The 23,939-nt window shown below is 69.2% G+C and carries 20 protein-coding genes and 2 riboswitches; of the genes, 7 read left to right on the forward strand and 13 right to left on the reverse strand.

Annotated elements, in window-relative coordinates; all coding sequences use genetic code 11:
• Nucleotides 1-15: 15 nt before the first annotated feature.
• Complete coding sequence (locus HCC61_RS11655) at nucleotides 16-1,632, reverse strand: sigma-70 family RNA polymerase sigma factor (RefSeq protein WP_169135316.1); 1,617 nt, start codon at nucleotides 1,630-1,632, stop codon at nucleotides 16-18.
• 233 nt (nucleotides 1,633-1,865) lie between these two features.
• On the opposite strand from HCC61_RS11655, the gene rpmF reads away from it, so the two are divergent.
• Together rpmF and HCC61_RS11665 are read left to right on the forward strand one after the other, a co-directional pair.
• On the forward strand, nucleotides 1,866-2,036 hold the full coding sequence (rpmF, locus tag HCC61_RS11660) for a 50S ribosomal protein L32 (protein WP_169135317.1): 171 nt from the start codon (nucleotides 1,866-1,868) through the stop codon (nucleotides 2,034-2,036).
• A gap of 15 nt (nucleotides 2,037-2,051) precedes the next feature.
• Nucleotides 2,052-3,230, forward strand: coding sequence for a GTP-binding protein (locus HCC61_RS11665; protein WP_169135668.1), 1,179 nt, complete (start codon nucleotides 2,052-2,054; stop codon nucleotides 3,228-3,230).
• A gap of 222 nt (nucleotides 3,231-3,452) precedes the next feature.
• Here HCC61_RS11665 and HCC61_RS11670 read toward each other — a convergent pair whose 3' ends face one another.
• Complete coding sequence (locus tag HCC61_RS11670; RefSeq protein ID WP_169135318.1) at nucleotides 3,453-3,833, reverse strand: hypothetical protein; 381 nt, start codon at nucleotides 3,831-3,833, stop codon at nucleotides 3,453-3,455.
• Between the two features lie 305 nt (nucleotides 3,834-4,138).
• Between HCC61_RS11670 and HCC61_RS11675 the strand changes: the two genes are divergently transcribed.
• Nucleotides 4,139-4,555, forward strand: coding sequence for a Fur family transcriptional regulator (locus HCC61_RS11675; RefSeq protein WP_169135319.1), 417 nt, complete (start codon nucleotides 4,139-4,141; stop codon nucleotides 4,553-4,555).
• 236 nt (nucleotides 4,556-4,791) lie between these two features.
• On the forward strand, nucleotides 4,792-5,091 hold the full coding sequence (locus HCC61_RS11680; RefSeq protein WP_169135320.1) for a hypothetical protein: 300 nt from the start codon (nucleotides 4,792-4,794) through the stop codon (nucleotides 5,089-5,091).
• Between the two features lie 57 nt (nucleotides 5,092-5,148).
• Here the strand turns inward: HCC61_RS11680 and HCC61_RS11685 are convergent, their stop codons facing one another.
• The 6 genes from HCC61_RS11685 to HCC61_RS11710 all read right to left on the reverse strand — a co-directional run bounded on the left by HCC61_RS11685 (nucleotide 5,149) and on the right by HCC61_RS11710 (nucleotide 11,599).
• Complete coding sequence (locus HCC61_RS11685) at nucleotides 5,149-6,030, reverse strand: metal ABC transporter permease (RefSeq protein WP_169135321.1); 882 nt, start codon at nucleotides 6,028-6,030, stop codon at nucleotides 5,149-5,151.
• Entirely contained in the window at nucleotides 6,027-6,884 is an 858-nt protein-coding gene (locus HCC61_RS11690; RefSeq protein WP_346777147.1) for an ABC transporter ATP-binding protein, read from the reverse strand. Before HCC61_RS11690 ends, HCC61_RS11685 begins: the two co-directional genes overlap by 4 nt.
• Nucleotides 6,881-7,822, reverse strand: coding sequence for a zinc ABC transporter substrate-binding protein (locus tag HCC61_RS11695; protein ID WP_169135322.1), 942 nt, complete (start codon nucleotides 7,820-7,822; stop codon nucleotides 6,881-6,883). Before HCC61_RS11695 ends, HCC61_RS11690 begins: the two co-directional genes overlap by 4 nt.
• 187 nt (nucleotides 7,823-8,009) lie before the next feature.
• Complete coding sequence (locus HCC61_RS11700; protein ID WP_169135323.1) at nucleotides 8,010-9,146, reverse strand: bifunctional 2-methylcitrate synthase/citrate synthase; 1,137 nt, start codon at nucleotides 9,144-9,146, stop codon at nucleotides 8,010-8,012.
• A gap of 27 nt (nucleotides 9,147-9,173) precedes the next feature.
• Complete coding sequence (prpB, locus tag HCC61_RS11705) at nucleotides 9,174-10,079, reverse strand: methylisocitrate lyase (RefSeq protein ID WP_169135324.1); 906 nt, start codon at nucleotides 10,077-10,079, stop codon at nucleotides 9,174-9,176.
• Nucleotides 10,079-11,599 (reverse strand): MmgE/PrpD family protein, encoded by a 1,521-nt coding sequence (locus HCC61_RS11710; protein WP_169135325.1) that lies wholly within the window; start codon nucleotides 11,597-11,599, stop codon nucleotides 10,079-10,081. The genes prpB and HCC61_RS11710 overlap by 1 nt, the downstream gene beginning before the upstream one ends.
• Nucleotides 11,600-11,809: 210 nt before the next feature.
• Here HCC61_RS11710 and HCC61_RS11715 point away from each other — a divergent pair, with 210 nt between their 5' ends.
• Nucleotides 11,810-13,249 carry a short-chain fatty acyl-CoA regulator family protein gene (locus HCC61_RS11715; protein WP_169135326.1) on the forward strand — a complete coding sequence of 480 codons (1,440 nt, stop codon included), beginning with the start codon at nucleotides 11,810-11,812 and terminating at the stop codon, nucleotides 13,247-13,249.
• 108 nt (nucleotides 13,250-13,357) lie between these two features.
• Here the strand turns inward: HCC61_RS11715 and HCC61_RS11720 are convergent, their stop codons facing one another.
• From HCC61_RS11720 to HCC61_RS11740, 5 genes are read right to left on the reverse strand one after another with little or no spacing between them, the layout of a single operon-like run.
• Nucleotides 13,358-14,149: an enoyl-CoA hydratase gene (locus tag HCC61_RS11720; RefSeq protein ID WP_169135327.1), complete on the reverse strand. Its 792-nt coding sequence runs from the start codon at nucleotides 14,147-14,149 to the stop codon at nucleotides 13,358-13,360.
• Nucleotides 14,139-15,089, reverse strand: a complete 951-nt coding sequence (gene mmsB, locus HCC61_RS11725; protein WP_346777148.1) for a 3-hydroxyisobutyrate dehydrogenase — start codon at nucleotides 15,087-15,089, stop codon at nucleotides 14,139-14,141. Before mmsB ends, HCC61_RS11720 begins: the two co-directional genes overlap by 11 nt.
• Nucleotides 15,086-16,165: an enoyl-CoA hydratase/isomerase family protein gene (locus HCC61_RS11730; protein ID WP_169135328.1), complete on the reverse strand. Its 1,080-nt coding sequence runs from the start codon at nucleotides 16,163-16,165 to the stop codon at nucleotides 15,086-15,088. The genes mmsB and HCC61_RS11730 overlap by 4 nt, the downstream gene beginning before the upstream one ends.
• A complete protein-coding gene (locus HCC61_RS11735; protein ID WP_169135329.1) occupies nucleotides 16,162-17,313 on the reverse strand; it encodes an acyl-CoA dehydrogenase family protein in 1,152 nt (383 codons plus the stop codon). The genes HCC61_RS11730 and HCC61_RS11735 overlap by 4 nt, the downstream gene beginning before the upstream one ends.
• A complete protein-coding gene (locus tag HCC61_RS11740) occupies nucleotides 17,310-18,809 on the reverse strand; it encodes a CoA-acylating methylmalonate-semialdehyde dehydrogenase (protein ID WP_169135330.1) in 1,500 nt (499 codons plus the stop codon). The genes HCC61_RS11735 and HCC61_RS11740 overlap by 4 nt, the downstream gene beginning before the upstream one ends.
• 229 nt (nucleotides 18,810-19,038) lie before the next feature.
• Nucleotides 19,039-19,233: riboswitch (cobalamin riboswitch) on the reverse strand.
• A 234-nt stretch (nucleotides 19,234-19,467) separates the two neighbouring features.
• Nucleotides 19,468-19,721, forward strand: a riboswitch (cobalamin riboswitch).
• Nucleotides 19,722-19,866: 145 nt separating this feature from the next.
• Here HCC61_RS11740 and HCC61_RS11745 point away from each other — a divergent pair.
• Nucleotides 19,867-22,716: a ribonucleoside-diphosphate reductase subunit alpha gene (locus HCC61_RS11745; protein WP_169135331.1), complete on the forward strand. Its 2,850-nt coding sequence runs from the start codon at nucleotides 19,867-19,869 to the stop codon at nucleotides 22,714-22,716.
• Between the two features lie 79 nt (nucleotides 22,717-22,795).
• Nucleotides 22,796-23,890, forward strand: coding sequence for a ribonucleotide-diphosphate reductase subunit beta (locus HCC61_RS11750; protein WP_169135332.1), 1,095 nt, complete (start codon nucleotides 22,796-22,798; stop codon nucleotides 23,888-23,890).
• Nucleotides 23,891-23,939: the final 49 nt, after the last annotated feature.

Consider the following 23,939-nt stretch of genomic DNA (forward strand, 5'->3'; position numbering starts at 1 on the left):
CCGGCGGGGCGTTCCTCAGCCGAAGGGGATCCTCACGACAGAGGTGTCGCCCGTGCCCACGGTGCTGCCGCCGGCGCCGATGGCGTCCCACACCTCGACCTTGACCGTGCCGTCCTCCATGTCGCCGAGGGCTCCCTTCGTGCCCGCCCCCAGGTCGCGGGAGTGGGTGTAGTGCTCGTAGCCGGGGGCGTCGTCGCTCTCGAAGTAGCGGTATGTCTCCACCCGGTCCCAACTGCCGTCGCCGGTCAGGTCGTAGGAGACACGCAGCTGCTGTCCGTTGCCGATCGTCGTACGGGCGTCGACGAACAGGTCGAACCGCGTTCCCCCACCGTCGTATTCGCCCGTGATCCCGGAACGCACGAACGTCACCGGATTGTGCGGCTTGCCGTCGTGGTTGCCGGTCGTCTTCGCCAGAGTCACCGTGCCGGACCGCGACTGCGCGGCGCCCAGGGTGCGGTCCGAGCGCAGGTGAAGCGCGGTCAACCCGCCCCCGCTCTTGGGGAGTTCAGGCGAACCGTGGGCCGGCCGCTCCCCCGAGGGCGCGGGCGTGGGCGTGGAGGTGACGGTCGGACCGTCCTTGATGACGGTCTCAGGAGGACGGCTGACCACCTGGAGAGGCTGCGAGCCAGAAGCCTCGTCGTCGGAGGGCGAGATCAGCGGGATCAGGTAGACGGCGATACCGGCAACGGCCACGAGGGAACCGGCGAGCGCCGCTGCCGGTATCGACAGCCTCATACTCCTGCCCCACCACCGCGCGACGTTCTTGGCGTGCGACACGGTCTCGCCCGTCTCGTCACCGCCGGTCGTCGTGGCCTCGGCGAGCCGCGTCGCCACGTAGGCCGAACCGCCCCACAGCAGCACGCCGGCGGGCAGCACCGTGCTCAACCGCTCGTCGAGATCGGCCAGTTCGGCCAGCGCGCCACGGCAGCCGTCGCATTCACCGAGATGCCGGTCGAGATCGTCGTTACCGCGCCGGCCCGCTCCCCGTACGGCAGCCGCGACAAGCGCCCCGTAGCGACGGCAATCCCCTGCCTCGCAGCCATCGTTCTCATAGTGAGCCGCGAGGTAGGACTCACGCAGCCCCTCCCGAGCACGGGCAGCCAACGCACCGACGCTCCCTGCGGCAACACCCAGCAACCGGCCGACGCGGCCCTCCGACTCCGCCTCGACAGCCGTGTGCCACAGGACGGTCTGCCACCGCTCGGGCAAGGAGCGGAACGCCCGGAAGACGACGCGGCCCTCCTCCAGCCGCGTCATGGGGTCCTGGCCGTTCTCGCGCTCCAGGCCGCCGATCGCGTGGTCGTACCACTGCAAGAAGTCCGGGGAGAGTCCGTCACGGTGCTCGGTGGCCGCCCACTCGGCGGCCGTGCGGCGGACGGAGATGAGCAGATGGGGCCGCCAGGCGGAGACCGGGCTCTCGCCGGAGCGCGCGGTCCGCACGGTACGGGTGAAGGCCTCTGTGGTCAGAGCTTCGGCGGCGCCGGTGTCCCGGCAGCAGGCGAGAGCGTAGGAGAAGACGGCGGAGCGGTGCCGCCGCAGCAGCTCATCCAGAACCGCGGGAGCATCGGACCGGTCCGCCGCTTCGGTGAGACAGACACCGGAGTTCGAGGACCTCTCACGCTTCTCTGGCATACGCCACCCACGCCTTCCCCTTGCCATGTGAGCGAGGAACGCATTCTCTTCGATGCCCGGACCTCCCCGGAAGGGAAGTGACCGGTCGGGACCTGAGCTGATGCACAGTTGAGAAAGTCCGCCGGAGGACATACGCGCGTTTGTGGTGGCCGAAGGCTCGTCGACCAGGCATTGCCAATGGAAGCCATTTTCATCTACTCTGCGGGTACTGCCCACTCGTCACGGAGACACCCATGGCCGTTCCCAAGCGGAAGACGTCCCGCAGCAACACCCGCCACCGCCGCGCCCAGTGGAAAGCCACCCCGCCGCAGCTCGTACCGGTCACGCTGAACGGAACCACCTACCGGGTGCCGCAGCGGCTGGTGCGTGCCTACGAGCGCGGGCTGCTGCGCCCCGAGGACTGAACCGGCATGGCAGGCATGGCACATGACCGTCTGCCGGTCACCGTGCTCTCCGGCTTCCTCGGCGCCGGCAAGACCACGCTGCTCAACCATGTCCTCGGCAATCGCGAAGGGCTGCGCGTCGCCGTCATCGTCAACGACATGAGCGAGGTCAACATCGACGCCGCGCTCGTACGCGGCGGTGAGGCAGCCCTGTCGCGCACCGAGGAGCGTCTGGTCGAGATGACCAACGGCTGCATCTGCTGCACGCTGCGCGACGACCTCCTCGAAGAGGTCGACCGGCTGGCCCGCGAGGGACGCTTCGACCATCTCCTCATCGAGTCCAGCGGAATCTCCGAACCGATGCCGGTGGCCGCCACGTTCGCCTTCCCCCGCGACGACGGTGCCGTGCTCGGGGACCTCGCACGTATCGACACCATGGTCACGGTCGTCGACGCGGCGAACTTCCTGCCGGAGCTGACGGGCGGGGACGGTCTGGCCGAGCGCGGGCTCGACCAGTACGAGAACGACGAGCGCACCGTCGCCGACCTATTGACGGACCAGATCGAGTTCGCGGACGTCATCGTGCTCAACAAGCTCGACCTGGTCGAAGACGGCACAGCCGCCCGTCTCCGGGCGACCCTCACGCGGCTCAACCCTGCCGCCCGGATCGTGCCCGTCACCCATGGGCGAGTGAACCTTGAAGACGTGCTCGGGACGGGCCTGTTCGACCTGGAGCGTGCCCAGCAGGCTCCAGGCTGGGTCATGGAGCTCAACGGCGATCACGTGCCGGAGACCGAGGAGTACGGGATCTCCTCGACGGTCTTCCGCTCCGAGGCACCGTTCCACCCCGGCAGGTTGTGGAAGTTCGTGACGGAGCAGCTCGACAGCGGCTCCTTCGGACAGGTGCTGCGGTCGAAGGGGTTCTTCCGCCAGGCGAGTCGCCCGCGAGTGACGGGCCTGTGGTCGCAGGCCGGAGCCGTGGCCCGGTTCGAACCCTCCGGCGCCCACGACCCCGGCACCCCCCAGGGCCAGGAACTGGTCTTCATCGGCACCGGTCTGCGCCCGGCGGCACTGCAAGCGGCCCTGTCCGGCTGCCTGTTGACGAACGCCGAGAGCGTCCCGTCCGCCGACCCCTTCCCGGAGTGGGACACGTACGGCATCGATGACGACTGCGATCACGAACACCCGGAGCAGATGCCTGCCGTGCACAGGTGAAGTCGCCGGGCTGGACAGTGGCCGTGGGGGCCCTTCCTGTCCAGCCCGGTCTCCAACTGCCCGAGCATTTCGGCGAGATCGCCGTCACCCGCACCGAAGCCGAGGGGCGGCCGGCCAGCCGCGGAGACGCACTGAGCGACCGGTCGACGAGGGCGCCCCGCACGGCAGGGGTGTTCCCCGTCACCACGCTCAACAGGCACTTGGCCACAGAGCCGGCCCCGATCAGTTGAGACGGGCGACGTGCTGCGGCGACGGGGCCGCCCGGAGGCTGTCGGGCACCGTGTCGTCGTCCGGCATTCCGGCCAGCAGCCACGCGGCGACCGCGTCCGCGTCCGCCTCGGTCCTGATCGGGCCGAGGCGCTTCACCACTCCGGCCGGCTTCCGGTCCTCGGTGCACGGCTGGACGGCGGCGTGCAGTCCGCGTGAGCGATGGCAGCGCAGCAGGCCGCTCAGGCAGCGGGTGGCGACCATGACTCCGTGAGGGCAGCGAGTGACCGCCTGCCGCAGCCGGTTCACCACCTGCTCATCGGCCGCCTCCCGGCAGTCGGTACAGGCGACGAGCGTGAAGGGACGATTCCCAGGGGCGGGTGCCGGGCCGTTCATACGTCATCCTCGCGATCTTGACGGCGGTGCTGCCCGTTCGGGACGGCACGCCGGGCCCTTGCGGGTCCGGGCTCGGTACGCGTGACGCCGGTGCATCCGTCGCTGCGACCGAGTTGAGCTTGTCCGGCGGGCGTTGTCCGTCGGGGCCACGAGGACTATTCTACAGAAACGACATCCATTTTCATTAGGGTCCGCGTCTTGTTCGCCCATCGCCAACTGGCTTGTCTCCGGACGGCGTTCGTCACTGCTTCCTCGCTGAAGAAGCCCGCCGCCGTCACCTCGACCCGAGGAGGGCTGCGTCCACCGTGAATGAGCCCCACGACAAGACACCGCTCGGTGCGCGGCGCACCCGGCAGCGCCTGGACATCCTTCAACACCTCTCGACGGCGCCCGACTTCATCTCCGCTCAGGGACTGCACGCACGCATCTCACGCGCCGGAACGCTCGTGGGACTGAGCACCGTGTACCGCGCGCTGAGAGATCTGGAGAGAATGGAGCAGGTGGATGTCATAAGGAGCGAAGCCTCCGGTGAACGCCTCTACAGGAAACGCTCCACCACCGAGCATCGGCACTATGTGATCTGCCGCCGATGCGGACGCAGCGAAGCCGTCGACACCGACATCGTCGAGCACTGGGCCGCCCACCTCGACCAGCTCACCGGCTTCTCCAACGTGACGCACACGCTGGAACTCAGCGGTGACTGCATGGACTGCCACCTCTGAGATACGGCTGCGACGGAGCCGGCCCCGGGACAATCCGGCAGCTCTGTCGAGGACTCCGCGACAAGCGAATCCGGCACTCACCGTCGAATCGTCGACACGTATGCCAATTCTTGTTTCCGGGTGACGGGCATGGCACGCTTCGGCGGTACCCATTGGGGAGATTTCTCCCTTTTTATCGGCTTTCTCAAAGCCGGCCCCGTTTCCAACAACGGGAAGACTGACTGGAGTTGAGTACCGTGACAACAGCGCAGCATCGCACCCACGACGGTCACAGCCACGTGCACGGTGAAGGGTGCGGGCACGTGGCCGTACCCCACGGCGACCACGTGGACTACGCACACGACGGCCACCTGCACCGGCCTCACGAAGATCACACCGACGAGTGCGAACCGCAGGGGCACCAGGAACACCAGGGACACGACCACACGCACGGTGATGGATGCGGACACGTGGCCGTACCCCACGGCGACCACGTGGACTACGCACACGACGGCCACCGTCACGCCGCACATCAGGGTCACTGGGACGACCACTGATCCAGGGAACCTGCCGGGTGACGGCCTGGGTGACGGGCGACGCCGACGACCGGACGGTCAGCCGGGTTCGGGAACGGTTCTTCTGGCTCCCCACCGCCGGTTCCGATAGGAGCCGGCGAGCCGGCAGACGACGTAGATCGCGAACGAGATGGTCGTGACGTAGGGGCTGATGGGGATGCTGCCGCCGAGGGCGAGCAGGATGCCGCCCTCGATGGCGGCCATCGCGAAGACCACGCTCAGCACCGGCAGCACCACCGGTGACACGGTGATCCGGGCCGCGGCGGCCGCGGGGGTGACGACGAGCGTGAGGACGAGCAGCGCTCCCACGATCTGCACCGACAGGGCGACGGCGAGTCCCAGCACGACCATGAAGGCCAACGACAGTGCACGTACCGGCACTCCGCGGGCCTCGGCCACCTCCGGGTCGGCGCTGGCGAACGTGAGCGGTCGCCACATGACGGCCAGCGCGATGAGCACCAGGGCCGAGGTGCCGAGCAGCCAGGACATCTGGGGCGTGTCGACGGCGACGATCTGCCCGGTCAGGATGCCGAACTTGTTCGCGGCTCTGCCCTTGTAAAGGGCGAGGAAGAGGACGCCCAGGCCGAGGCCGAACGGCATGAGGATGCCGATCACGGAGTTGCCGTCCCGGGCGCGGGAGCCGAGCAGGCCGATCGTTCCGGCCGCGATCAACGATCCGACGATGGAGCCCGCCACGACGTTCGCCCCGAGCAGCAGTGCTGCCGAGGCTCCGGCGAACGACAGCTCACTGATGCCGTGCACCGCGAACGGCAGGTCCCGTCTGATCACGAAGACGCCCGCCAGCCCGCCGATCAGGCCGAGCGCAGCGCCGGCGACGAGGGAGTTGCGGACCAGGACGAGCAGTTCTCCGTAGTTGTCGAAGTTGAAGATCTGCTGCCAGACACCGTCGGCGGCCGTCATGTCCGCGCTCCGTCCGGCACGTGCGCGTGGTGCGAGGAGTCCGCCATTTCGTCGGGCGCTCCGACCACCATGATCCGGTCCCGGACGCGGACCACGTCGATCTGTGTTCCGTACAGCTGCGAGAGCGCGGCCGAGGTCAGCACCTCCTCCGGTGCGCCGACCCGGTGGCCGCCCCCGGCGAGATACAGCACGCGGTCCACCATTCCCAGCACGGGGTTGATCTCGTGGGTCACGAACACCACGGCCGTGCCGTGTGACCGGCGCCGGGCGTCCACCAGTCCGGTCACGGCCCGTTGGTGATGCGGGTCGAGGGAGAGCAGCGGCTCGTCGCACAGCAGGATCCGCGGGTCGGTCGCCAGGGCTTGTCCGATGCGCACGCGCTGCCGCTCCCCGCCGGAGAGCAGACCGACGGGGACATCCGCATACGCGGTAGCCCCGACCGACTGGAGGGCCTCGTCAACCCGGCGACGGACAGCGCCCGTTCGCGGCCGTGGTCCGAAGACGTGCCCGTCGATGCCGAGCCGGACCAGGTCACGTGCGCGGAGCGTCGCGTGGGCGGACAGCGCCGCCTGCTGGGGGATGTAGCCGATGTGCCGACTGCCCTTGCGGGGCGGCCGGCCGAGGACCGTCAGCGTCCCGGCGGACAGCTGCCGCTGACCCAGCAGGGCTCGCACGAGGCTCGTCTTGCCCGATCCGTTGGGCCCGAGCACGGCCAGGAACTCCCCGGGCCGCACGTCGAGGTCCAGGCCCTTCCACAGCACTCGCTCGCCGTAGGAAAGGGCGGCATCACGCAAGCTGATCACCGTGGCGTCCGCGCCACGGTCCGCCGTCAACTCCAAAGCCGGCTGCCTCACTTGGCCAGCGCGCCGGACAGCGCGTCGACGTTCGCGGTCATCCAGGCGATGTAGTCCTTGCCCTTCGGCAGGGTCTCGGTCACGGGGACGACGGGAGTCCCTGCCTTCTTGGCCGCCTGCTCGACCTTCTCGGTCTGCGGGCCGGATGTCTGGTCGTTGTAGACCAGGGCCTTGACCTTCTTGCCGGTGAACAGTGACAGCGTGGACTGAAGCGTCTTCGGTGAGACGTCGTCGCCCTCCTCGATGGCCTCACTGAAGTCGTCAGGGGTCTTGTTCTTCAGCCCGCTCGCCTCGGTGAGGTACAGGGGAACGGGCTCGGTGATGGCCACGTCCTCACCGCCGTGATCGGTCTTGATCTTTCCTTCCTTGGCCTCCAGCGGCTTCAGCTTCGCCTTGAAGGCCTTCGCGTTCTTGGTGAAGGTGGACGCATGGTCCGGGTCGGCCTTGGACAGGGCGGCGGCTATGCGGTCCGCGAGCTTGCCGACTGTGGGGAAGTCGTACCAGACGTGCTCGTTCAGCTCCTCGCCTGCCGGCGCCTTCTTCCCGGAGACCTTGACCGCATTGATCAACTCGGGGGACGCGTTGTCGCCGCTCTTGAGCATCCGGTCGATGAAGTCGTCGTAGCCGCCGCCGTTTTCGATGACGACCTCGGCCTTGGACAGGGCCAGCTGGTTCTGGGTGTTGGCCTCGTAGGAGTGCGGGTCCTGGTCGGGATCGCTGATGACGGAAGTGACCTTCACCTTTCCGGCACCTATCTGCTGGGCGATGTCGCCGTAGACGTTCGTGGAGGCCACCACCGGGACAGGGGACGAGGACCCCTTCTTCTCCGAGGCGCTGGAGTCGCCTCCGGAGTCGTCGGACGAGCCGCTACAGCCGGCAACGAAGGCCAACGACGCGGCGGTTATCAGCGCTGGGTGCCGGGACCAGGACGTACGCATGGTTTTCCTCCGCAACAAGACGACGTGGGGGCCGAGCTGGACCTTGCCTCGGCCGCCTTGGCACGACGCTAAATGGAAACGGATGTCAAGACCATCTCTGCGGCGCCCAATATGAAAATCGTTGCCGAGTATTGACCTGCCGGAGCTCGTCGGAGAGCAGATTCGTCCAGGGCAGCAGGCCGAGCCCTCAAGAGGCGGCCGGGACCACCCGTTGCTGAACGCCGGTGTACGAGGCCAGGGGGCGGATGAGTGCGTTGTGCGCGAGCTGTTCGGTGATGTGGGCCGTCCAGCCGGTGATGCGGCTCATCACGAAGATCGGGGTGAAGGCCGGGATGTCGAAGCCCATGAGGTGGTAGGCGAGCCCGGCCGGATAGTCGAGGTTGGGGTGGATGCCCTTGCGGCCGGCCATGGCGTCGCGGAGGGCCGCGTGCAGTGCGGCCAGCCTCGTGGTCTCGGGGTCGCCGGAGCGGGCGACGAGACGGTCGGTGGCCTCCTGCATGATCGGTACGCGGGAGTCGCCGTGCTTGTAGACGCGGTGGCCGAAGCCCATGATCTTCCGCTTGGTCGCGAGCGCTTCTTCCAGCCACGCTTCGGCGCGCTGCGGGTCGCCGATCTCGTCCAGCATGTGCATCACGGCTTCGTTGGCGCCGCCGTGCAGGGGTCCCTTGAGTGCGCCGATGGCGGCGGTGACCGCGCTGTAGAGGTCGGAGAGGGTGGAGGTGACGACGCGGGCGGTGAACGTCGAGGCGTTGAAGCTGTGTTCGGCGTAGAGGATGAGGGAGATCTCGAAGCAGCGGACGACCTCGGGTTCGGGGACGGCGCCGAAGCACATGTGGAAGAAGTTCTCGGCGTAGCCGAGCGAGGTGTCCGGGGTGATGGGGTCGAGTCCGCGTCGCCTGCGCTGGTCGGCCGCCACCACCACGGGCAGCTTGGCCAGCAGGGTCAGGGACTTGGCGCGGTGGGCCTCGGGGCTGTCGTCACCTTCGGTGGGGTCCTCGGCGCCGAAGAAGCTGACGGCGGTGCGCAGCACGTCCATCGGGTGGCAGGTCTCGGGGACGCGCGCGAGGAGTTCGGCGGTGGTGCGGTCCAGGGGGCGCAGGGCGCGTTCTTGTGCCCGGAACTCCGCGAGCTGTGCGGTCGTGGGGAGTTCGCCGTGCCAGAGCAGGTAGGCGACTTCTTCGAAGGAGCATCGGGCGGCGAGGTCCTGGACGGGATAGCCGCGGTAGGTGAGGGAGTTGGTCTCCTCGATGACGGTTGAGATCTCGGTGGTGTCGACGACGACGCCGGCGAGGCCCCTGCGGATGTCGGACGCGGTGGTGGTCATGGGTGTGTGCCTCCGTGTGGGTCCCGGTCAGGCGCCGGGTGGCAGTGTGAAGTCGTGGACGGCGGAGTCGAAGGCGGTGTAGTCGGCGTAGCCCAGCACCTCGTAGAGCCGGGAGCGGGTCTGCATGCGCGGCAGCAGCGATTCCTGGCTGCCCTCGGCCGCGAGGGTGCGCAGCCCGTCCTCGACGGCCCCGTTCATCAGCCGGAAGAGGGTCACCGGGTAGAGCGCGATGTCGTAGCCGAGGTCCTGGAGCGTGCGGGCGCCGAGCAGGGGCGACTTGCCGAACTCGGTCATGTTGGCGAGCAGCGGCACGTCCACGGCCGCGCGGAACGCGGCGAACTCCCCCTCGTCCGCGAGGGCTTCGGGGAAGACGGCGTCTGCCCCGGCGTCGATGTACGCCTTCGCCCGGTCGATCGCCGCTTGCAGTCCCTCGACGGAGCGCGCGTCGGTGCGGGCCATGAGGAGGAAGTCCGGGTCGCGGCGGGCGTCGGCGGCGGCGCGGACGCGCTGTGCCATCTCCTCGCGTGTGACGAGGGTCTTGCCGTCGAGGTGGCCGCAGCGCTTGACGGCGGTCTGGTCCTCCAGGTGGAGGCCTGCCAGTCCGGCGTCCTCGAAGAGCTGGACGGTGCGGGCGGCGTTGACGGGGGCGCCGAACCCGGTGTCGGCGTCGATGAGGACGGGCAGGTCGGTCACCCTTGTGACCTGCTGGGCGCGCGCGGCGACCTCGGTGGAGGTGGTCAACCCGATGTCGGGCAGGCAGAGTTCGGCGGCGAGCACCGCGCCGGAGAGGTAGGCGGCCTCGTAGCCGTGCTCCTCGATCAGCTTCGCCGAGTACGGGTTGACGGCGCCCGGCATCGTCAACAGGCGCCCGGTGGTGAGCCGTTGGCGCAGTGCCCGGCGGCGCTGTGCGGGTGTGGTGCGGGTGTGCAGCATCAGAACAGGCCCTTCGGGAGCGTGGCGTCGTATGCCGCGACGGCCGCGGTGTCCACCGCGGGGAACAGCTGCGCGAGGCCGGACGCGTCGAGCCGGGCCAGGCGTCCGGCGGCGGTCAGGAAGGAGTCCTGCGCCTCGGGGGCGACGATCTCGTCGGCGAGGGTGCGGAACTTGGTCTCGTACTGCGCACGGCCGAAGGGGCGTTGCCCGGCCGGGTGTGCGTCGGCGAGGGCCAGTTCGTCCTCGATGACGGTGCCGTCCTCCAGGGTGACGACGGCACGCCCGCCGAAGGCCCGCTTGTTCGGGTCCGGGTCGTGGTAGCGACGGGTCCACTCCGGGTCCTCGACGGTGGAGATCTTCCGCCACAGCGCGACGGTCCCGGGACGCCGGGCCCGCTCGGGCGCGTATGAGCGCTCGTGGTGCCATTCGCCGTCCTCCAGGGCGACGGCGAGGATGTAGGGCACCGAGTGGTCGAGGGTCTCGCGGCTGGCGGCTGGATCGTACTTCTGCGGGTCGTTCGCGCCGGAACCGATGACGTTGTGGGTGTGGTGGCTGGTGTGCAGCACGATCTCGCGGACTCCGGTGAGGGGGCCGGTGCGCTCGCGCAGCCGGCGGGCCAGGTCGATGACTGCCTGTGCCTGGTACTCGGCGGAGTGCTCCTTGGTGTAGGTGTCGAGGATCGCGCGGCGGGCCTCGCTCCGTTCGGGAAGCGGCACCGTGTACGAGGCGCCGGGCCCGTCGAGCATCCAGGCGAGGAAGCCGTCCTCCCCTTCGTAGATCGGCGACGGGGCTCCTTCGCCGCGCATCGCCCGGTCGACCGCTTCGATCGCGGCCTTGCCGGCGAAGGCCGGTGCGAAGGCCTTCCAGGAGGAGATCTCTCCCTTGCGGGACTGCCGGGTGGCGGTCGTGGTGTGCACGGCCTGCTGTACGGCCTGATACACGGTCGCGGTGTCCAGTCCCAGCAGAGCGCCGAGTCCGCAGGCGGTGGCGGCGCTGAGGTGGGCGACGTGGTCGATGCGGTGGGCGTGCAGGCAGATGCCCTTCACCAGCGCGACGTGGATCTCGTAGGCGGCGATGATGCCGCGCAGCAGCTCCGCGCCGCCCCGGCCGGTGTGCTGGGCGACCGCGAGCAGGGGCGGGATGTTGTCCCCGGGGTGGGAGTAGTCGGCGGCCAGGAAGGTGTCGTGGAAGTCCAGCTCCCGTACGGCGGTGCCGTTCGCCCAGGCCGCCCACTCCGGAGACACCCGGACGTCGGGTGCGGTGCCGAAGACCGAGGCGCCGGGTGCCGCCGTGTGCGGGAGGGCCTGGGTGCGGGCGACGGCGACCGGGCGGCGGCGCAGCGAGGCCACGGCGACCGCGGCGTTGTCGATCACGCGGTTCACGGCCATTGCGGCGGCCTCGGGATCGAGCCCGTCAGGTTCGGGGGTGCCGGTGGCGACGGCCGCCAGCTTCCACGCGAGCTGCTCCTCGCGCGGCAGCCGGTCGGCGCTGGGGTGGACACGTACCTGGTGGTCGATCACGGGACTCCTCGCCTGGGCGGGACGGTGTTCGTATGGCTGGTTCGCAATCGAGCATTCCCCGTTTCCGCGTCCCGGGCGAGGGCCCCAATCTGCGGAATCTGTCCGGCCGGTGCCTGCGAAACTGCGAATGTTGCAAATTCGGCGGATGCTAGATTGGCAAGAACGGCCGGAGGACGGCAGGGCCCGGGATGCGGGAAAGGGAAGAGCGCCATGGGACGGCCCGCAGCACGGAAGATCTACGCTCACGCCAAGCTGCGCAGACTCCGCGCTCAGCACGGCATGAACCAGGTCGAGCTGGCCCGCGCCCTGGACATCTCCACCAGCTATCTGAACCAGATCGAGCACAGCCAGCGCCCGCTCACCGCGCCCGTTCTGCTGCGGCTGTCCGAAGTGCTGGGCGTGGAGGCGGAGTTCTTCTCCGAGGCCGACGAGGAGCGCCTCGCGACGGATCTCCGCGCGGCCCTCGCCGACGAGGCGAGCGGCGTGACGGTCAGCCCCGAGGAAGCCGGCGACGTGGCCCGTGACCACCCGGAGACGGCGAGAGCCCTGGTGGCGCTGCACCGGCGCTACCGCGAGTCCTCGGAACAGGTGGCCGCACTCGCCTCGGGCGACCCCTCCGCCGCTCTTCCTCCGCTGGAGGCGCACGACGAGGTGCGCGACTTCTTCTACGCCCACCACAACCACTTCGGCCCGCTGGACGAGGCAGCGGAACGTGCCGTAGCGGATCTCGGGCTGGGCTCCTCCCGTTCGGCGGCGACCGTGCTGGAGGATGCGTTCGGCGAACGGCACGGCATCAAGATCGTCCAGTCCAGTCCCGAACGTGCCGTGTCCACCCGCCGCTTCGACCGCGAGCGTGGCCTGCTCTTCCTGTCCCCCTATCTGACGGAGGGACAGCAGGCCTTCCAACTCGCCACGCAGCTGGCGCTGCTGGAGAACGGCGGGCTGCTCGACGCGCTCGCCGGCAGCACCACCTTCGCCTCGCCCCAGGCAGCGGGTCTCGCCCGCATCGGGCTGGCCAACTACTTCGCAGGTGCGCTGCTCATGCCGTACACCGCCTTCCACACGGCGGCCGAGGAGCTGCGCTACGACATCGAGATGCTCCAGGCTCGGTTCGGCGTCGGCTTCGAGACGGTCTGCCACCGGCTGTCCACCCTTCAGCGGACCGGGCGGCGCGGCGTGCCGTTCTCGTTCCTGCGCGTCGACCGCGCGGGCAACATCTCCAAGCGCCAGTCCGCCACCGACTTCCACTTCTCCCGGCTGGGCGGCACGTGCCCGCTGTGGACCGTCTACGAGGCGTTCTCCGCGCCCGGCCGCATCCTCACCCAGGTCGCCGAAATGCCGGACGGCAAGCGCTACTTCTGGATCGCACGCACAGTGACGCGCGGCGGCTTCGGGCACCGGGCGCCGCGTGCGGAGTTCGCCGTCGCCCTGGGCTGCGAACTGCGCCATGCCCAGCGTCTCGTCTACGCCGAAGGGGTCGCCCTCGACGACCCGGCGGCGGCCACGCCCATCGGCCTGGGCTGCCGCATCTGCGAACGGCGCGACTGCGCCCAGCGCGCCCGGCCGCCGGCCGGCGGCCGCCTCGCCGTCGACCCCGACCGGCGCACCACGATCCCCTACCCGGTCGAGAGGTCGGGCGGCGGGAGCTAGCCCGAGGGGATCGATCCACGGCCGCGCCGGGCCCGGTCGTGATCGTGATCTGCGGGGCCGTGCTCCCGGGACGTCTGCCGGGAGCACGGCGCAACCTCGGGCATCAGCTCACCGGTTGGTGAACTCCGGCGTGCGCTTGTCCACGAACGCCGACATGCCCTCCTTCTGGTCCTGGGTGGCGAAGACCGCATGGAACAGCCGGCGTTCGAAGCGGACGCCCTCGGTGAGGGTGGTCTCGAAGGCCCGTCCGACCGCCTCCTTGGCCATCATCGCGACCGGCGCCGACATACCGGCGACGGTCTCGGCCACGGCGAGAGCTTCGGCCGGCAGGTCCGCTGCCGGCACGATCCGGGAGACGAGGCCGGCACGTTCGGCTTCGGCGGCGTCCATGGTGCGTCCGGTCAGGCACATCTCCATCGCCTTGGCCTTGCCGACGGCCCGGGTCAGCCGCTGCGAGCCGCCGATTCCGGGAATGACGCCCAGCTTGATCTCGGGCTGCCCGAAGACGGCCGTCTCGGAGGCCAGCAGGATGTCGCAGAGCATCGCCAACTCGCAGCCTCCGCCCAGCGCGTGGCCCGAGACGGCGGCCACGGTCGGGGTGCGGACGGCGCCGAGCCGGTCCCATGCCGCGAACCAGTCGCTCAGATACATGTCCATGTAACTGCGGGGCCGCATCTCCTTGATGTCGGCTCCGGCGGCGAAGGCCCGCTCCGAGCCCGTGACGACGATGCATCCGGTGTCCGGGTCGCGGTCGAACCTCTCGGCGGCGTCGACGACTTCGTTCATCAGCCGGATGTTCAGGGCGTTGAGAGCTTCGGGCCGGTTCAGGGTGATCAGCGCCGTCCTGCCCTTGCGTTCGGTGCGGATCGTCTCGTACGAGACGTCGGGCTCATCGGTCATGGCTGTGCTCCTCTGACTCGGAGACCAGGGAGTGCCGCTGTGTCCGGTCCCTGATGCTGGCGACGATGGCGGAGAAGTCCCTTCCGTCTCCGTCGCCGGCGGCGAACGTGGCGTATCGCTCGGCCGCGAGCAGGCCGAACTCGGCGTCGATCCCTCCGGCACGCACTGCGTTGGCGGCCAGGCCGAGGTCCTTGGCCATCAGCGGCGCGGCGAACCCGGGACGGTAGTCCCGGTTGGCCGGGCTTCCCGGGACGGGGCCGGGGACGGGGCAGTTGACGGACAGCGCCCAGCACTGGCCGGAGGCGGTCGAGGCGACATCGAAGAGCGCCTGGTGGGACAGGCCGAGGCTCTCGCCCAGCACGAACGCCTCACTGACGGCGATCATGGAGATGCCGAGGATCATGTTGTTGCAGATCTTCGCCGCCTGTCCCGCACCGGCGTCGCCGCAGTGCACGGCCTTCTTCCCCATCGCCTTCAACAGCGGTTCCGCGCGGGTGAATTGGTCCTTGCCGCCTCCGGCCATGAAGGTGAGGGTCGCCGCTTCGGCTCCGACGACGCCGCCGGAGACGGGCGCGTCGAGCATGGCGTGACCGGCCTCGCGGGCTGCCTGGTGCACCGCTCGGGCGTCGGCCACGTCGATGGTGGAGCAGTCGACGAACAAGGTGCCGGGCCGCGCGGCGTCCAGCAGACCCTCCTCCCGGTAGAGCGAGAGGACATGGCGGCCCTCCGGCAGCATCGTGACCACCACATCGGCGTCCGAGGCCGCATGGGCAGCCGAGGCTGCGGCCTCGATGCCGTTCTCGCGCGCCGCGGTGAGCAGTTCCGGGACCAGGTCGAAGCCCACGACGCGATGCCCGGCCTCGACGAGGTTGGCGGCCATGGGTGCTCCCATGTTTCCCAGGCCGACGAATCCGACGGTGCTCAGTGTGCCTTCGCTCACGATGTCGCCTCCCTCGTCGAGTGATCTGCGGCGAAGGAGAGTTCGTGTGCGCCGAGGGGTGCGAAGAAGCGGGCCACGGTCTCGTCCCGGACGTCCTGGAGCGTGGGAGGAGACCAGTTAGGCGAACGGTCCTTGTCGATCACCTGGGCGCGGATGCCCTCCATGAGGTCGGCCGAGGCGAGCGCCCTGAGGGAGATCCGGTAGTCCTGTTCCAGAACTCGCTCCAGGGAGCCGAGGTCACGGGCCCGCCGCACTGCTGCCAGGGCGACCTTCACAGCCGTGGGGGACTTGGTGAGCAGCAACTCGGCCGCCTCCTTCGCCTCCGGCCGGCCGCTGTCGGTGAGACGTTCCACGATCTCCTCGGCGCTCCCGGCCGCGTAGCAGCGGTCGATCCACTCCCGCCGGTCTGCCAACAGGCCGTCCGGTTCCCGGCCTGTGTACCGGTGAAGCACCTCCTGGACGGGAGCGGAGGACAGGTCTGCCACGAAGTCCGCGAGCTTTCCCACCGGTACGAAGTGGTCGGCCAGTCCGCACAGCAGCGCATCGGCGGCGCCTACCGGGGTGCCGGTGAGGGCCAGATGCGTGCCCGACTCCCCCGGCGCGTGGGCCAGGAGGTGGCAGCCGCCCACGTCGGGCACGAAGCCGATCCCGGTCTCGGGCATGGCGATGCGGGAGCGTTCGGTGACGACGCGGACGGAACCGTGGGCCGAGACGCCCACGCCGCCGCCCATGACGAGCCCGTCCATGACGGCCACGTACGGCTTGGTGCAGCGCGCGATGCGGGCGTTGAGCCGGTACTCGTCCTTCCAGAACTGCGCCGTCGCCGAAGCGTCCTGCCCGGAGCGCAGATCGTCGTAGATCGAGCGGATGTCGCCGCCCGCGCACAGGCCGCGCTCCCCGGCCCCGGTGAGGACGATCGTCTCGATTCCCGGATCCGCTTCGCACCGGGCGAGGGCTTCGGTGAGGGATCGCACCATGCCGTGGGTGAGGGCGTTGAGTGCTTCGGGCCGGTTCAGGGTCAGATACGCGGCGCGGCCTTCCGTGCGTACCAGGACTGCTGCTTGTCTGCCGGTCATCGGGCGGCCCCGGTGAGGCCTCTGGCGACGATGAGACGCATGATCTCGTTGCTTCCTTCCAGGATCTGGTGGACCCGCAGGTCGCGGACGATCTTCTCGATGCCGTACTCGGTCATGTAGCCGTAGCCGCCGTGGAGTTGGAGCGCGCGGTCGGCGACGGAGTAGCCGGTGTCGGTGGCGAAGCGCTTGGCCATGGCGCACAAGTGAGGCGCTTCCGGGTCGTTGCGGTCCAGTGCTTCGGCGGCCTGCCGCACCAGCGCGCGTGCGGCGGCCAGTTCGGTGGCCATGTCAGCCAGCCGGAAGCGCAGGGCCTGGGCGTTCAGCAGCGGAGCACCGAAGGCCTCGCGGTCGGCGAGGTAGGTCTGGCCGCTGTGCAGGGCACTTTGCGCGCCGCCAAGCGAACAGGCGGCGATGCCGAGCCTGCCGCCGTTGAGTCCGCTCATGGCGATGCGGAAGCCCTCGCCTTCGGCACCGAGCCGGCGGTCGGCGGGGATGCGGACCCCGTCGAGGATCACCTGCCGGGTGGGCTGGGCGTTCCAGCCCATCTTCTGCTCGTTGGGGCCGAAGGAGACGCCGGGGTCGTCCCGCTGGACGACGAACGCGGAGACGCCTCGGGGCCCCGCGCCGCCCGTGCGGGCCATGACGACGTACGTCTGGGACGCGCCGGCTCCGGAGATGAACTGCTTCACGCCGCTGAGCACGTAGTCGTCGCCGTCGCGCGCCGCACGGGTCTTGAGGGCCGCCGCATCCGATCCCGCCTCCGGTTCGGTGAGGCAGTAGCTGCCGAGCGCCTCCATGGAGCACAACGCGGGCAGCCAGCGGGCCCGTTGGGCCTCCTCGCCGTACCGGTCGATCATCCAGGCGACCATGTTGTGGATGGACAGATAGCCCGCGATGCTCGGGCAGCCCGTCGCCAGCACTTCGAAGATCAGGACGCCGTCGGCCCGGGAGAGTCCGGAGCCGCCCGCGTCCTCGGCCACGTACACGCCGCCGAGGCCGAGCCCTGCGGCCTTGCGCAGGACGTCGACGGGGAAGTGCTTGTCCTGGTCCCAGGCGACGGCGTTGGGGGTGAGGTGCTCCTGTGTGAAGTCCAGCGTGGTCTCGACGATGGCGAGCTGGTCGTCGGTGAGGGTCGACACGGCCCTCACCTCATCGTCGGGATGGTGAAGGACGCGTCCTCCTTGACCCCGGAGGGCCATCGCGAAGTGACCGTCTTGGTACGGGTGTAGAAGCGGACGGAGTCCGGGCCGTGCTGATTCAGGTCCCCGAAGACGGAACGCTTCCAGCCGCCGAAGGTGTGGTAGGCGACGGGCACCGGGATGGGCACGTTGACGCCGATCATTCCCGTCTCGACCCGGCGGGTGAAGTCTCGGGCGGTGTCTCCGTCGCGGGTGAAGATCGCGACACCGTTGCCGTATTCGTGTTCCGACGGCAGGCGCAGCGCCTCCTCGTAGTCCCGTGCCCGCACCACAGACAGCACGGGACCGAAGATCTCCTCCTGGTAGATGCGCATGTCGGGAGTGACCCGGTCGAAGAGCGACGCACCGCAGAAGAACCCGTTCTCGTATCCGTTGAGGGTGAAGTCCCGGCCGTCCACGACGAGTTCGGCGCCCTCGCTCACTCCGAGGCCGACGTACTCGCGTACCCGCTGCACGGCATCGGGCCCCACCAGCGGCCCGAAGTCCGCGTCGGGATCGTCGGACGGGCCGATGCGCAGGGACGCGATGCGTTCCTTGAGCCTGGTGACCAGGGCGTCCGCCGTCTCGTCTCCGACCGGGACGGCCACGGAGACGGCCATGCACCGCTCGCCGGCCGACCCGTACCCGGCACCGATCAATGCGTCGACGGCGTTGTCCAGGTCGGCGTCGGGCATCACGATCATGTGGTTCTTGGCGCCGCCGAAGCACTGCGCACGCTTCCCGTGCGTGCCTGCCGCGGCATAGATCTGTGCGGCGACGGGAGTCGATCCGACGAATCCGACGGCCTGGACGCGTGGATCCTCCACCAGGGCGCCGACCGCCTCCTTGTCGCCGTTGACGACGTTGAGCACACCCGGGGGAAGGCCCGCCTCGACGAAGAGCTCGGCCAGGCGCAGCGGAACGGACGGGTCGCGCTCGGACGGCTTCAGGATGAACGCGTTGCCGCACGCGATCGCCGGCGCCGCCTTCCACAGGGGGATCATGGCGGGGAAGTTGAACGGGGTGATGCCCGCCACGACGCCGAGCGGGCGGCGCAGTGAGTGCACGTCGATGCCGGATCCGGCGTTGTCGGTGAACTCGCCCTTCAGCAGGTGCGGGATGCCGGCGGCGAACTCCACGACCTCCAGGCCGCGCTGGATGTCCCCGTGTGCGTCCGGGACGGTCTTGCCGTGCTCCGAGGAGAGCAGCCGGGCCAGCGACTCCCGTTCCTCCTCGATGAGTTGGAGGAAGCGCAGCAGCACACGGGCACGCCGCTGCGGGTTCCACTCGCCCCACTCGCGCTGGGCCTCGGCGGCGTCCGCCACCACTGATTCGACTTCGGCCACGCTCGCCAGCGGGACCCGGGCCTGTACGGCTCCGGTGTTCGGGTCGTAGACGTCGCCGAAGTTCCCGGACGTTCCGGGAGAGGGTCTTCCTGCGACGAAATGCGTCAGTTCACGGATCATCAATGCCTGCTCTCGTCAGGTGGAATCCGGGGATGGGCAGCACTCGCCGCGACGGGACCGGGCACGGTGCGCACGCGGGCACACCGGCACAGGGGTACCGCCGGAGACGAATAGCTGCGGAAACGCGAAGGCCGGGCGCGTCAGGGAGCGGGAGAGCCCGCTCCCCTCACCGGATCACCTAGGCCGTGAGCACAAAGGGCTGCCATGCGTGTCTGCTCCATCCTCGTGGAAACACGGAACACCCCACGGCCGGTATCCTGGCTCCCGGATCATCGCGCGCCGTCTGCCTTCCCGACATTCCTGCTCGTCAGTGGCTTCGTTCGGCGACGCACTCCCCGGTCACAGTGGCGGGACCGCGCCGGATTCACACCGGCTTCTCTGACACCGCGGGCTTGCTGCGTGAACCTATAGTTGGACGTCCTAGTAAGTCCAGTGCCCACGCTCACGTCACCCGCACGGGACCGGAATTGGCCGTCCGGCGGGAGGCGTTCACCTCTCCGTGCAGGGCCCGCTGCTACAAGCTCCGTGCGATCAGGGGCAGTTGACGGTGCCCAGGGCGCCCGGTGACGGCACACGTCGGCCGCCCGCCACCCGCCAAGAATCTCACACCCCGGAGCGCTACATGTGGGGTGGATGCATCGACGGTCCAACTACATGTAGTGTTGCCTCTGCTGATGGTTCGTGTGGTGCCGTGCACCGCACGAGGCAAGAGGGAACCCGGTGCAAGTCCGGGACTGCCCCGCAGCGGTGAGTGGGAACGACCGCCGTTCCGTCCCCCGGGAGACCCTGGAGACGGACCAAGCACTGGACGCCGTGAACGGCGTCCGGGAAGCCACGGTCAGTAGGTTCGCCGGCAGTCGTGCCGGCGCGTGCCCGCGAGTCCGAAGACCTGCCATCGGTGCGCACGCCTTCCGGCGTGCGCGCTTCGAGGCCCCGAGGGAGGGCTGCGTGGCGTGCGGCAGGTCCCGGCATCGCCGGTGCCTGCGGGCCCTTGGTGCCCCGCGCTGTCCACCCTCTCCGGTCTCGGCCGCAGGAGGGTACGACCGCGAGGAGAGGCATGGACCCCACAGCGCAGACGACGACAACGACCGTTGCTCCCACCGCAGTTCAGCCGGAGCCCCGGCAGGTGCTGCGGCGCGACGGCAACACCGCCCCATATGACGCCGAGCGGATCAGCACCGCCATCACCAAGGCGTTCCTCGCCGTCGAAGGCCAGGCGGCGGGCGCGTCCGACCATCTGCGGCCTCAGGTCGCAAAGTTGACGGCCCAGGTCGGTGACGCCCTGCTGCGCCGCGGCGGTGCGGGACGGTCGCCGCACGTCGAGGAGATCCAGGATCAGGTCGAACTGGCCCTGATGCGCGCGGGATTGCACCAGGTCGCGCGCGCCTACGTCCTCTACAGGGAACGGCGGGCCGAGGAACGGGAGAAGGCGGAAGCATCGGCCTCGTCCGCCCTCGCGCAGCAGATCAGCGTGCGCGGTCCCGAAGGAGACGCACCGCTCGACGAGGAGCGGCTCGCCCGGGTGGTGACCGATGCCTGTCAGGGGCTGTCCGACGCACGTCCCGGCCCGGTCCTGGAGGAGGTGCGCCGCAACCTCTATGACGGCATCACGGCCGACGAACTCGCCCTGGCACAGGTCATGGCGGCCCGCACCCTGGTCGAGCGCGAGCCGGAGTACGCCCACGTCGCCGCGAGACTGCTGCTGGACAAGCTGCGTGCCGAGGCCGTCAGCGAGCTGCGCGGTGAGCCGCGCCGGCCGGACCACGCGGCCATGACCGCCGACTACCCCCACTACTTCGCCGCGTACATCGAACGCGGCGTGTCCGAGGGCCTGTTGGACCAGGAGCTCGCCGCCTACGACCTGGCCCGCCTCGGGGCGGCACTCAGGCCGGAACGGGATCTGAACTTCCAGTTCCTGGGCCTCCAGACGCTCTACGACCGGTACTTCCAGCATGTGCGCGGCACCCGCATCGAGCTGCCGCAGGCGTTCTTCATGCGGGTCGCGATGGGTCTGGCGCTGCGCGAGGACAACAGGGAGGCGCGGGCGGTCGAGTTCTACGAGCTGCTGTCGTCGTTCGACTTCATGTGCTCCACGCCGACCCTCTTCAACTCCGGCACGCGGCGCCCCCAGTTGTCCTCCTGCTTCCTCACCACCGTGCAGGACGACCTGGAGCACATCTTCCTGTCGCTGCGGGACAACGCGCTGCTGTCCAAGTACGCGGGCGGGCTGGGCAACGACTGGACGCCTGTGCGCGGCATGGGCGCGCACATCAAGGGCACCAACGGCCGGTCCCAGGGCGTCGTCCCGTTCCTGAAGATCGCCAACGACACGGCCATCGCCGTCAATCAGGGCGGCAAGCGCAAGGGCGCGGCCTGCGCGTACCTGGAGACATGGCACATCGACGTCGAGGAGTTCCTCGACCTGCGCAAGAACACCGGCGACGACCGGCGCCGCACCCACGACATGAACACCGCGAACTGGGTGCCGGACCTCTTTCTCCAGCGCGTCGAGGCCGACGCCGAGTGGACGCTCTTCTCCCCCGACGAGACACCGGACCTGCACGAGAAGTACGGCAGGGAGTTCGCCGAGCGCTACGAGGAGTACGAAGCGGCCGCTGACCGGGGCGAGATCCAAGTGCACAAGCGGCTGAAGGCCGTCGACCTGTGGCGACGGATGCTGACCATGCTGTTCGAGACCGGGCATCCGTGGATCACGTTCAAGGACGCCTGCAACCTGCGCTCGCCGCAGCAGCACGCCGGTGTCGTGCACTCCTCCAACCTGTGCACCGAGATCACGCTGAACACCTCGCGGGAAGAGGTGGCCGTCTGCAACCTCGGCTCGGTCAACCTCGCCCGCCACGTCGGCCCGGACGGCCTGGACGGCGACCGGCTCAAGCGCACCGTCCACACCGCGGTGCGGATGCTCGACAACGTCATCGACATCAACCACTACACGGTTCCGCAGGCGCGCCGTTCCAACGAGCGGCACCGGCCGGTCGGACTCGGACTCATGGGCCACCAGGACGCCCTGTTCACGCTGCGCATCCCCGTCTCCTCGCCGGAGGCGGTCGACTTCGCCGACCGCAGCATGGAGCAGATCAGCTACCACGCCATCTCCGCCTCCGTGGACCTGGCGGCCGAGCGGGGACCGTATGAGAGCTTCGACGGCTCGCTGTGGTCGAAGGGCGTGCTGCCGATCGACTCCGTCGCCACTCTCGCCGAAGCCCGCGGCGGGGACCTGGAAATGGACACCGGCACCACCCTCGACTGGGACGCGCTGCGTGAGCGCGTCCGCACCACGGGCATGCGCAACTCCAACGTGATGGCGATCGCGCCGACGGCCACGATCGCGAACATCACGGGCGTGAGCCAGTCCATCGAGCCGCTGTTCCGCAACCTGTTCGTCAAAGCGAACATGTCGGGGGACTTCACCGTCACCAACCCTCATCTGGTGCGTGACCTGAAGGAACGCGGCCTGTGGGACGACGTCATGATCAGCGACCTGAAGTACCACGACGGCTCCCTCGGCGCCCTCTCCCGCATCCCGGACGATCTGAAGGCGCTCTACGCCACGGCTTTCGAGATCGATCCGGAGTGGCTGGTCCAGGCGGCCTCGCGCCGGCAGAAGTGGATCGACCAGGCGCAGTCGCTGAACCTGTACATCTCCGCCCCCAGTGGCCGGAAGCTGGACCGGCTCTACCGCCAGGCCTGGCGTTCCGGGTGCAAGACCACGTACTACCTGCGGGCGCAGAGCGCGACGCACGTGGAGAAGAGCACCCTCGCGACCACCGACGGCAAGCTCAACTCCGTTCCGGCCGCCACGCCTTCGCCGTCACCGGTCCCCGCTGCGGCCACCGAGGCCGCGGCCTGCTCCGTCGACGATCCGGAATGCGAAGCCTGCCAGTGACGCGGGCACGCGCACCGCACCGGCGTACGGGCCACCGCCTCGACCGCTTCCGCTCACAGAAGACTCCGAAGGAAACACCATGACCATCGACACGACCACCGCCACCGCCCAGCCCCAGGTCGACCCCACCGGACTCGGTGCCATCGACGTCGACGCCGACCGCGTCGACGTCGAGGACAAGTCCATGATCAACGCCCGCGCAGACGTCAACCAGCTGCTGCCCCTGAAGTACTCCTGGGCCTGGGAGAAGTACCTCGCCGGCTGCAACAACCACTGGATGCCCACCGAGGTCTCCATGCAGGCGGACCTCGCCCTGTGGAAGTCCCCCGACGGGCTGACCGAGGACGAACGGCACGCCATCAAACGGAATCTGGGCTTCTTCGCCACCTCGGAGTCCCTGGTCGCCAACAACCTCGTGCTCGCGGTCTACCGGCACCTGACCAACCCCGAGTGCCGCCAGTACCTCCTGCGGCAGGCCTTCGAGGAGGCCGTGCACACCCATACCTTCGAGTACATCTGCGAGAGCCTCGGCCTGGACGAGGGCGAGATGTTCAACATGTACCGAGAGGTGCCCTCCATCACCAACAAGGCCGCCTGGGCACTTCAGTTCACCAGGGACCTGGGCGACCCTGACTTCTCCACCGGCACCCCCGAGACCGACCAGCAGTTCCTGCGGGACCTCATCGCCTTCTACGTCGTCTTCGAAGGGATGTGGTTCTACACCGGCTTCGCCCAGATCCTCTCCTTCGGGCGCCGCAACAAGATGGTCGGCATCGCCGAGCAGTACCAGTACATCCTCCGCGACGAATCCATCCACCTGAACTTCGGCATCGACTGCATCAACCAGATCAAGATCGAGAATCCGCACCTGTGGACCGAGCAGTTCCAGGAAGAGATCCGCACCATGCTCACCGAGGGCTGCGAGCTGGAGATCGCCTACGGACGCGACGTGATGCCCCGCGGCATCCTCGGCCTCAATTCCGAACTGTGCGACCAGTACATGCGCTTCATCACCAACCGCCGCTGCGCCCAGCTCGGTCTCGCCCCCGTCTTCCCGGCCACGGACAACCCGTTCCCCTGGATGAGCGAGGCCATGGATCTGAAGAAGGAGAAGAACTTCTTCGAGACCCGCGTCATCGAGTACCAGAACGGCGGCTCGCTGGAGTGGGACTGACATCCGGCGGCCCCGGCGCACCGCACGCGCCGGGGCCGCCCCCCGTGCC

The sequence above is a fragment of the Streptomyces sp. HNM0575 genome (genome assembly GCF_012726265.1).
Classification (GTDB): domain Bacteria; phylum Actinomycetota; class Actinomycetes; order Streptomycetales; family Streptomycetaceae; genus Streptomyces.

Excerpts from the sequence above, each read along its gene's own strand:
- HCC61_RS11655 (WP_169135316.1), bottom strand. The coding sequence starts at position 1,632 with ATGCCAGAGAAGCGTGAGAGGTCCTCGAACTCCGGTGTCTGTCTCACC.
- rpmF (WP_169135317.1), top strand. The coding sequence starts at position 1,866 with ATGGCCGTTCCCAAGCGGAAGACGTCCCGCAGCAACACCCGCCACCGC.
- HCC61_RS11665 (WP_169135668.1), top strand. The coding sequence starts at position 2,052 with ATGGCACATGACCGTCTGCCGGTCACCGTGCTCTCCGGCTTCCTCGGC.
- HCC61_RS11670 (WP_169135318.1), bottom strand. The coding sequence starts at position 3,833 with ATGAACGGCCCGGCACCCGCCCCTGGGAATCGTCCCTTCACGCTCGTC.
- HCC61_RS11685 (WP_169135321.1), bottom strand. The coding sequence starts at position 6,030 with ATGACGGCCGCCGACGGTGTCTGGCAGCAGATCTTCAACTTCGACAAC.
- HCC61_RS11695 (WP_169135322.1), bottom strand. The coding sequence starts at position 7,822 with ATGCGTACGTCCTGGTCCCGGCACCCAGCGCTGATAACCGCCGCGTCG.
- HCC61_RS11700 (WP_169135323.1), bottom strand. The coding sequence starts at position 9,146 with ATGACCACCACCGCGTCCGACATCCGCAGGGGCCTCGCCGGCGTCGTC.
- prpB (WP_169135324.1), bottom strand. The coding sequence starts at position 10,079 with ATGCTGCACACCCGCACCACACCCGCACAGCGCCGCCGGGCACTGCGC.
- HCC61_RS11715 (WP_169135326.1), top strand. The coding sequence starts at position 11,810 with ATGGGACGGCCCGCAGCACGGAAGATCTACGCTCACGCCAAGCTGCGC.
- HCC61_RS11720 (WP_169135327.1), bottom strand. The coding sequence starts at position 14,149 with ATGACCGATGAGCCCGACGTCTCGTACGAGACGATCCGCACCGAACGC.
- HCC61_RS11730 (WP_169135328.1), bottom strand. The coding sequence starts at position 16,165 with ATGACCGGCAGACAAGCAGCAGTCCTGGTACGCACGGAAGGCCGCGCC.
- HCC61_RS11740 (WP_169135330.1), bottom strand. The coding sequence starts at position 18,809 with ATGATCCGTGAACTGACGCATTTCGTCGCAGGAAGACCCTCTCCCGGA.
- HCC61_RS11745 (WP_169135331.1), top strand. The coding sequence starts at position 19,867 with ATGGACCCCACAGCGCAGACGACGACAACGACCGTTGCTCCCACCGCA.
- HCC61_RS11750 (WP_169135332.1), top strand. The coding sequence starts at position 22,796 with ATGACCATCGACACGACCACCGCCACCGCCCAGCCCCAGGTCGACCCC.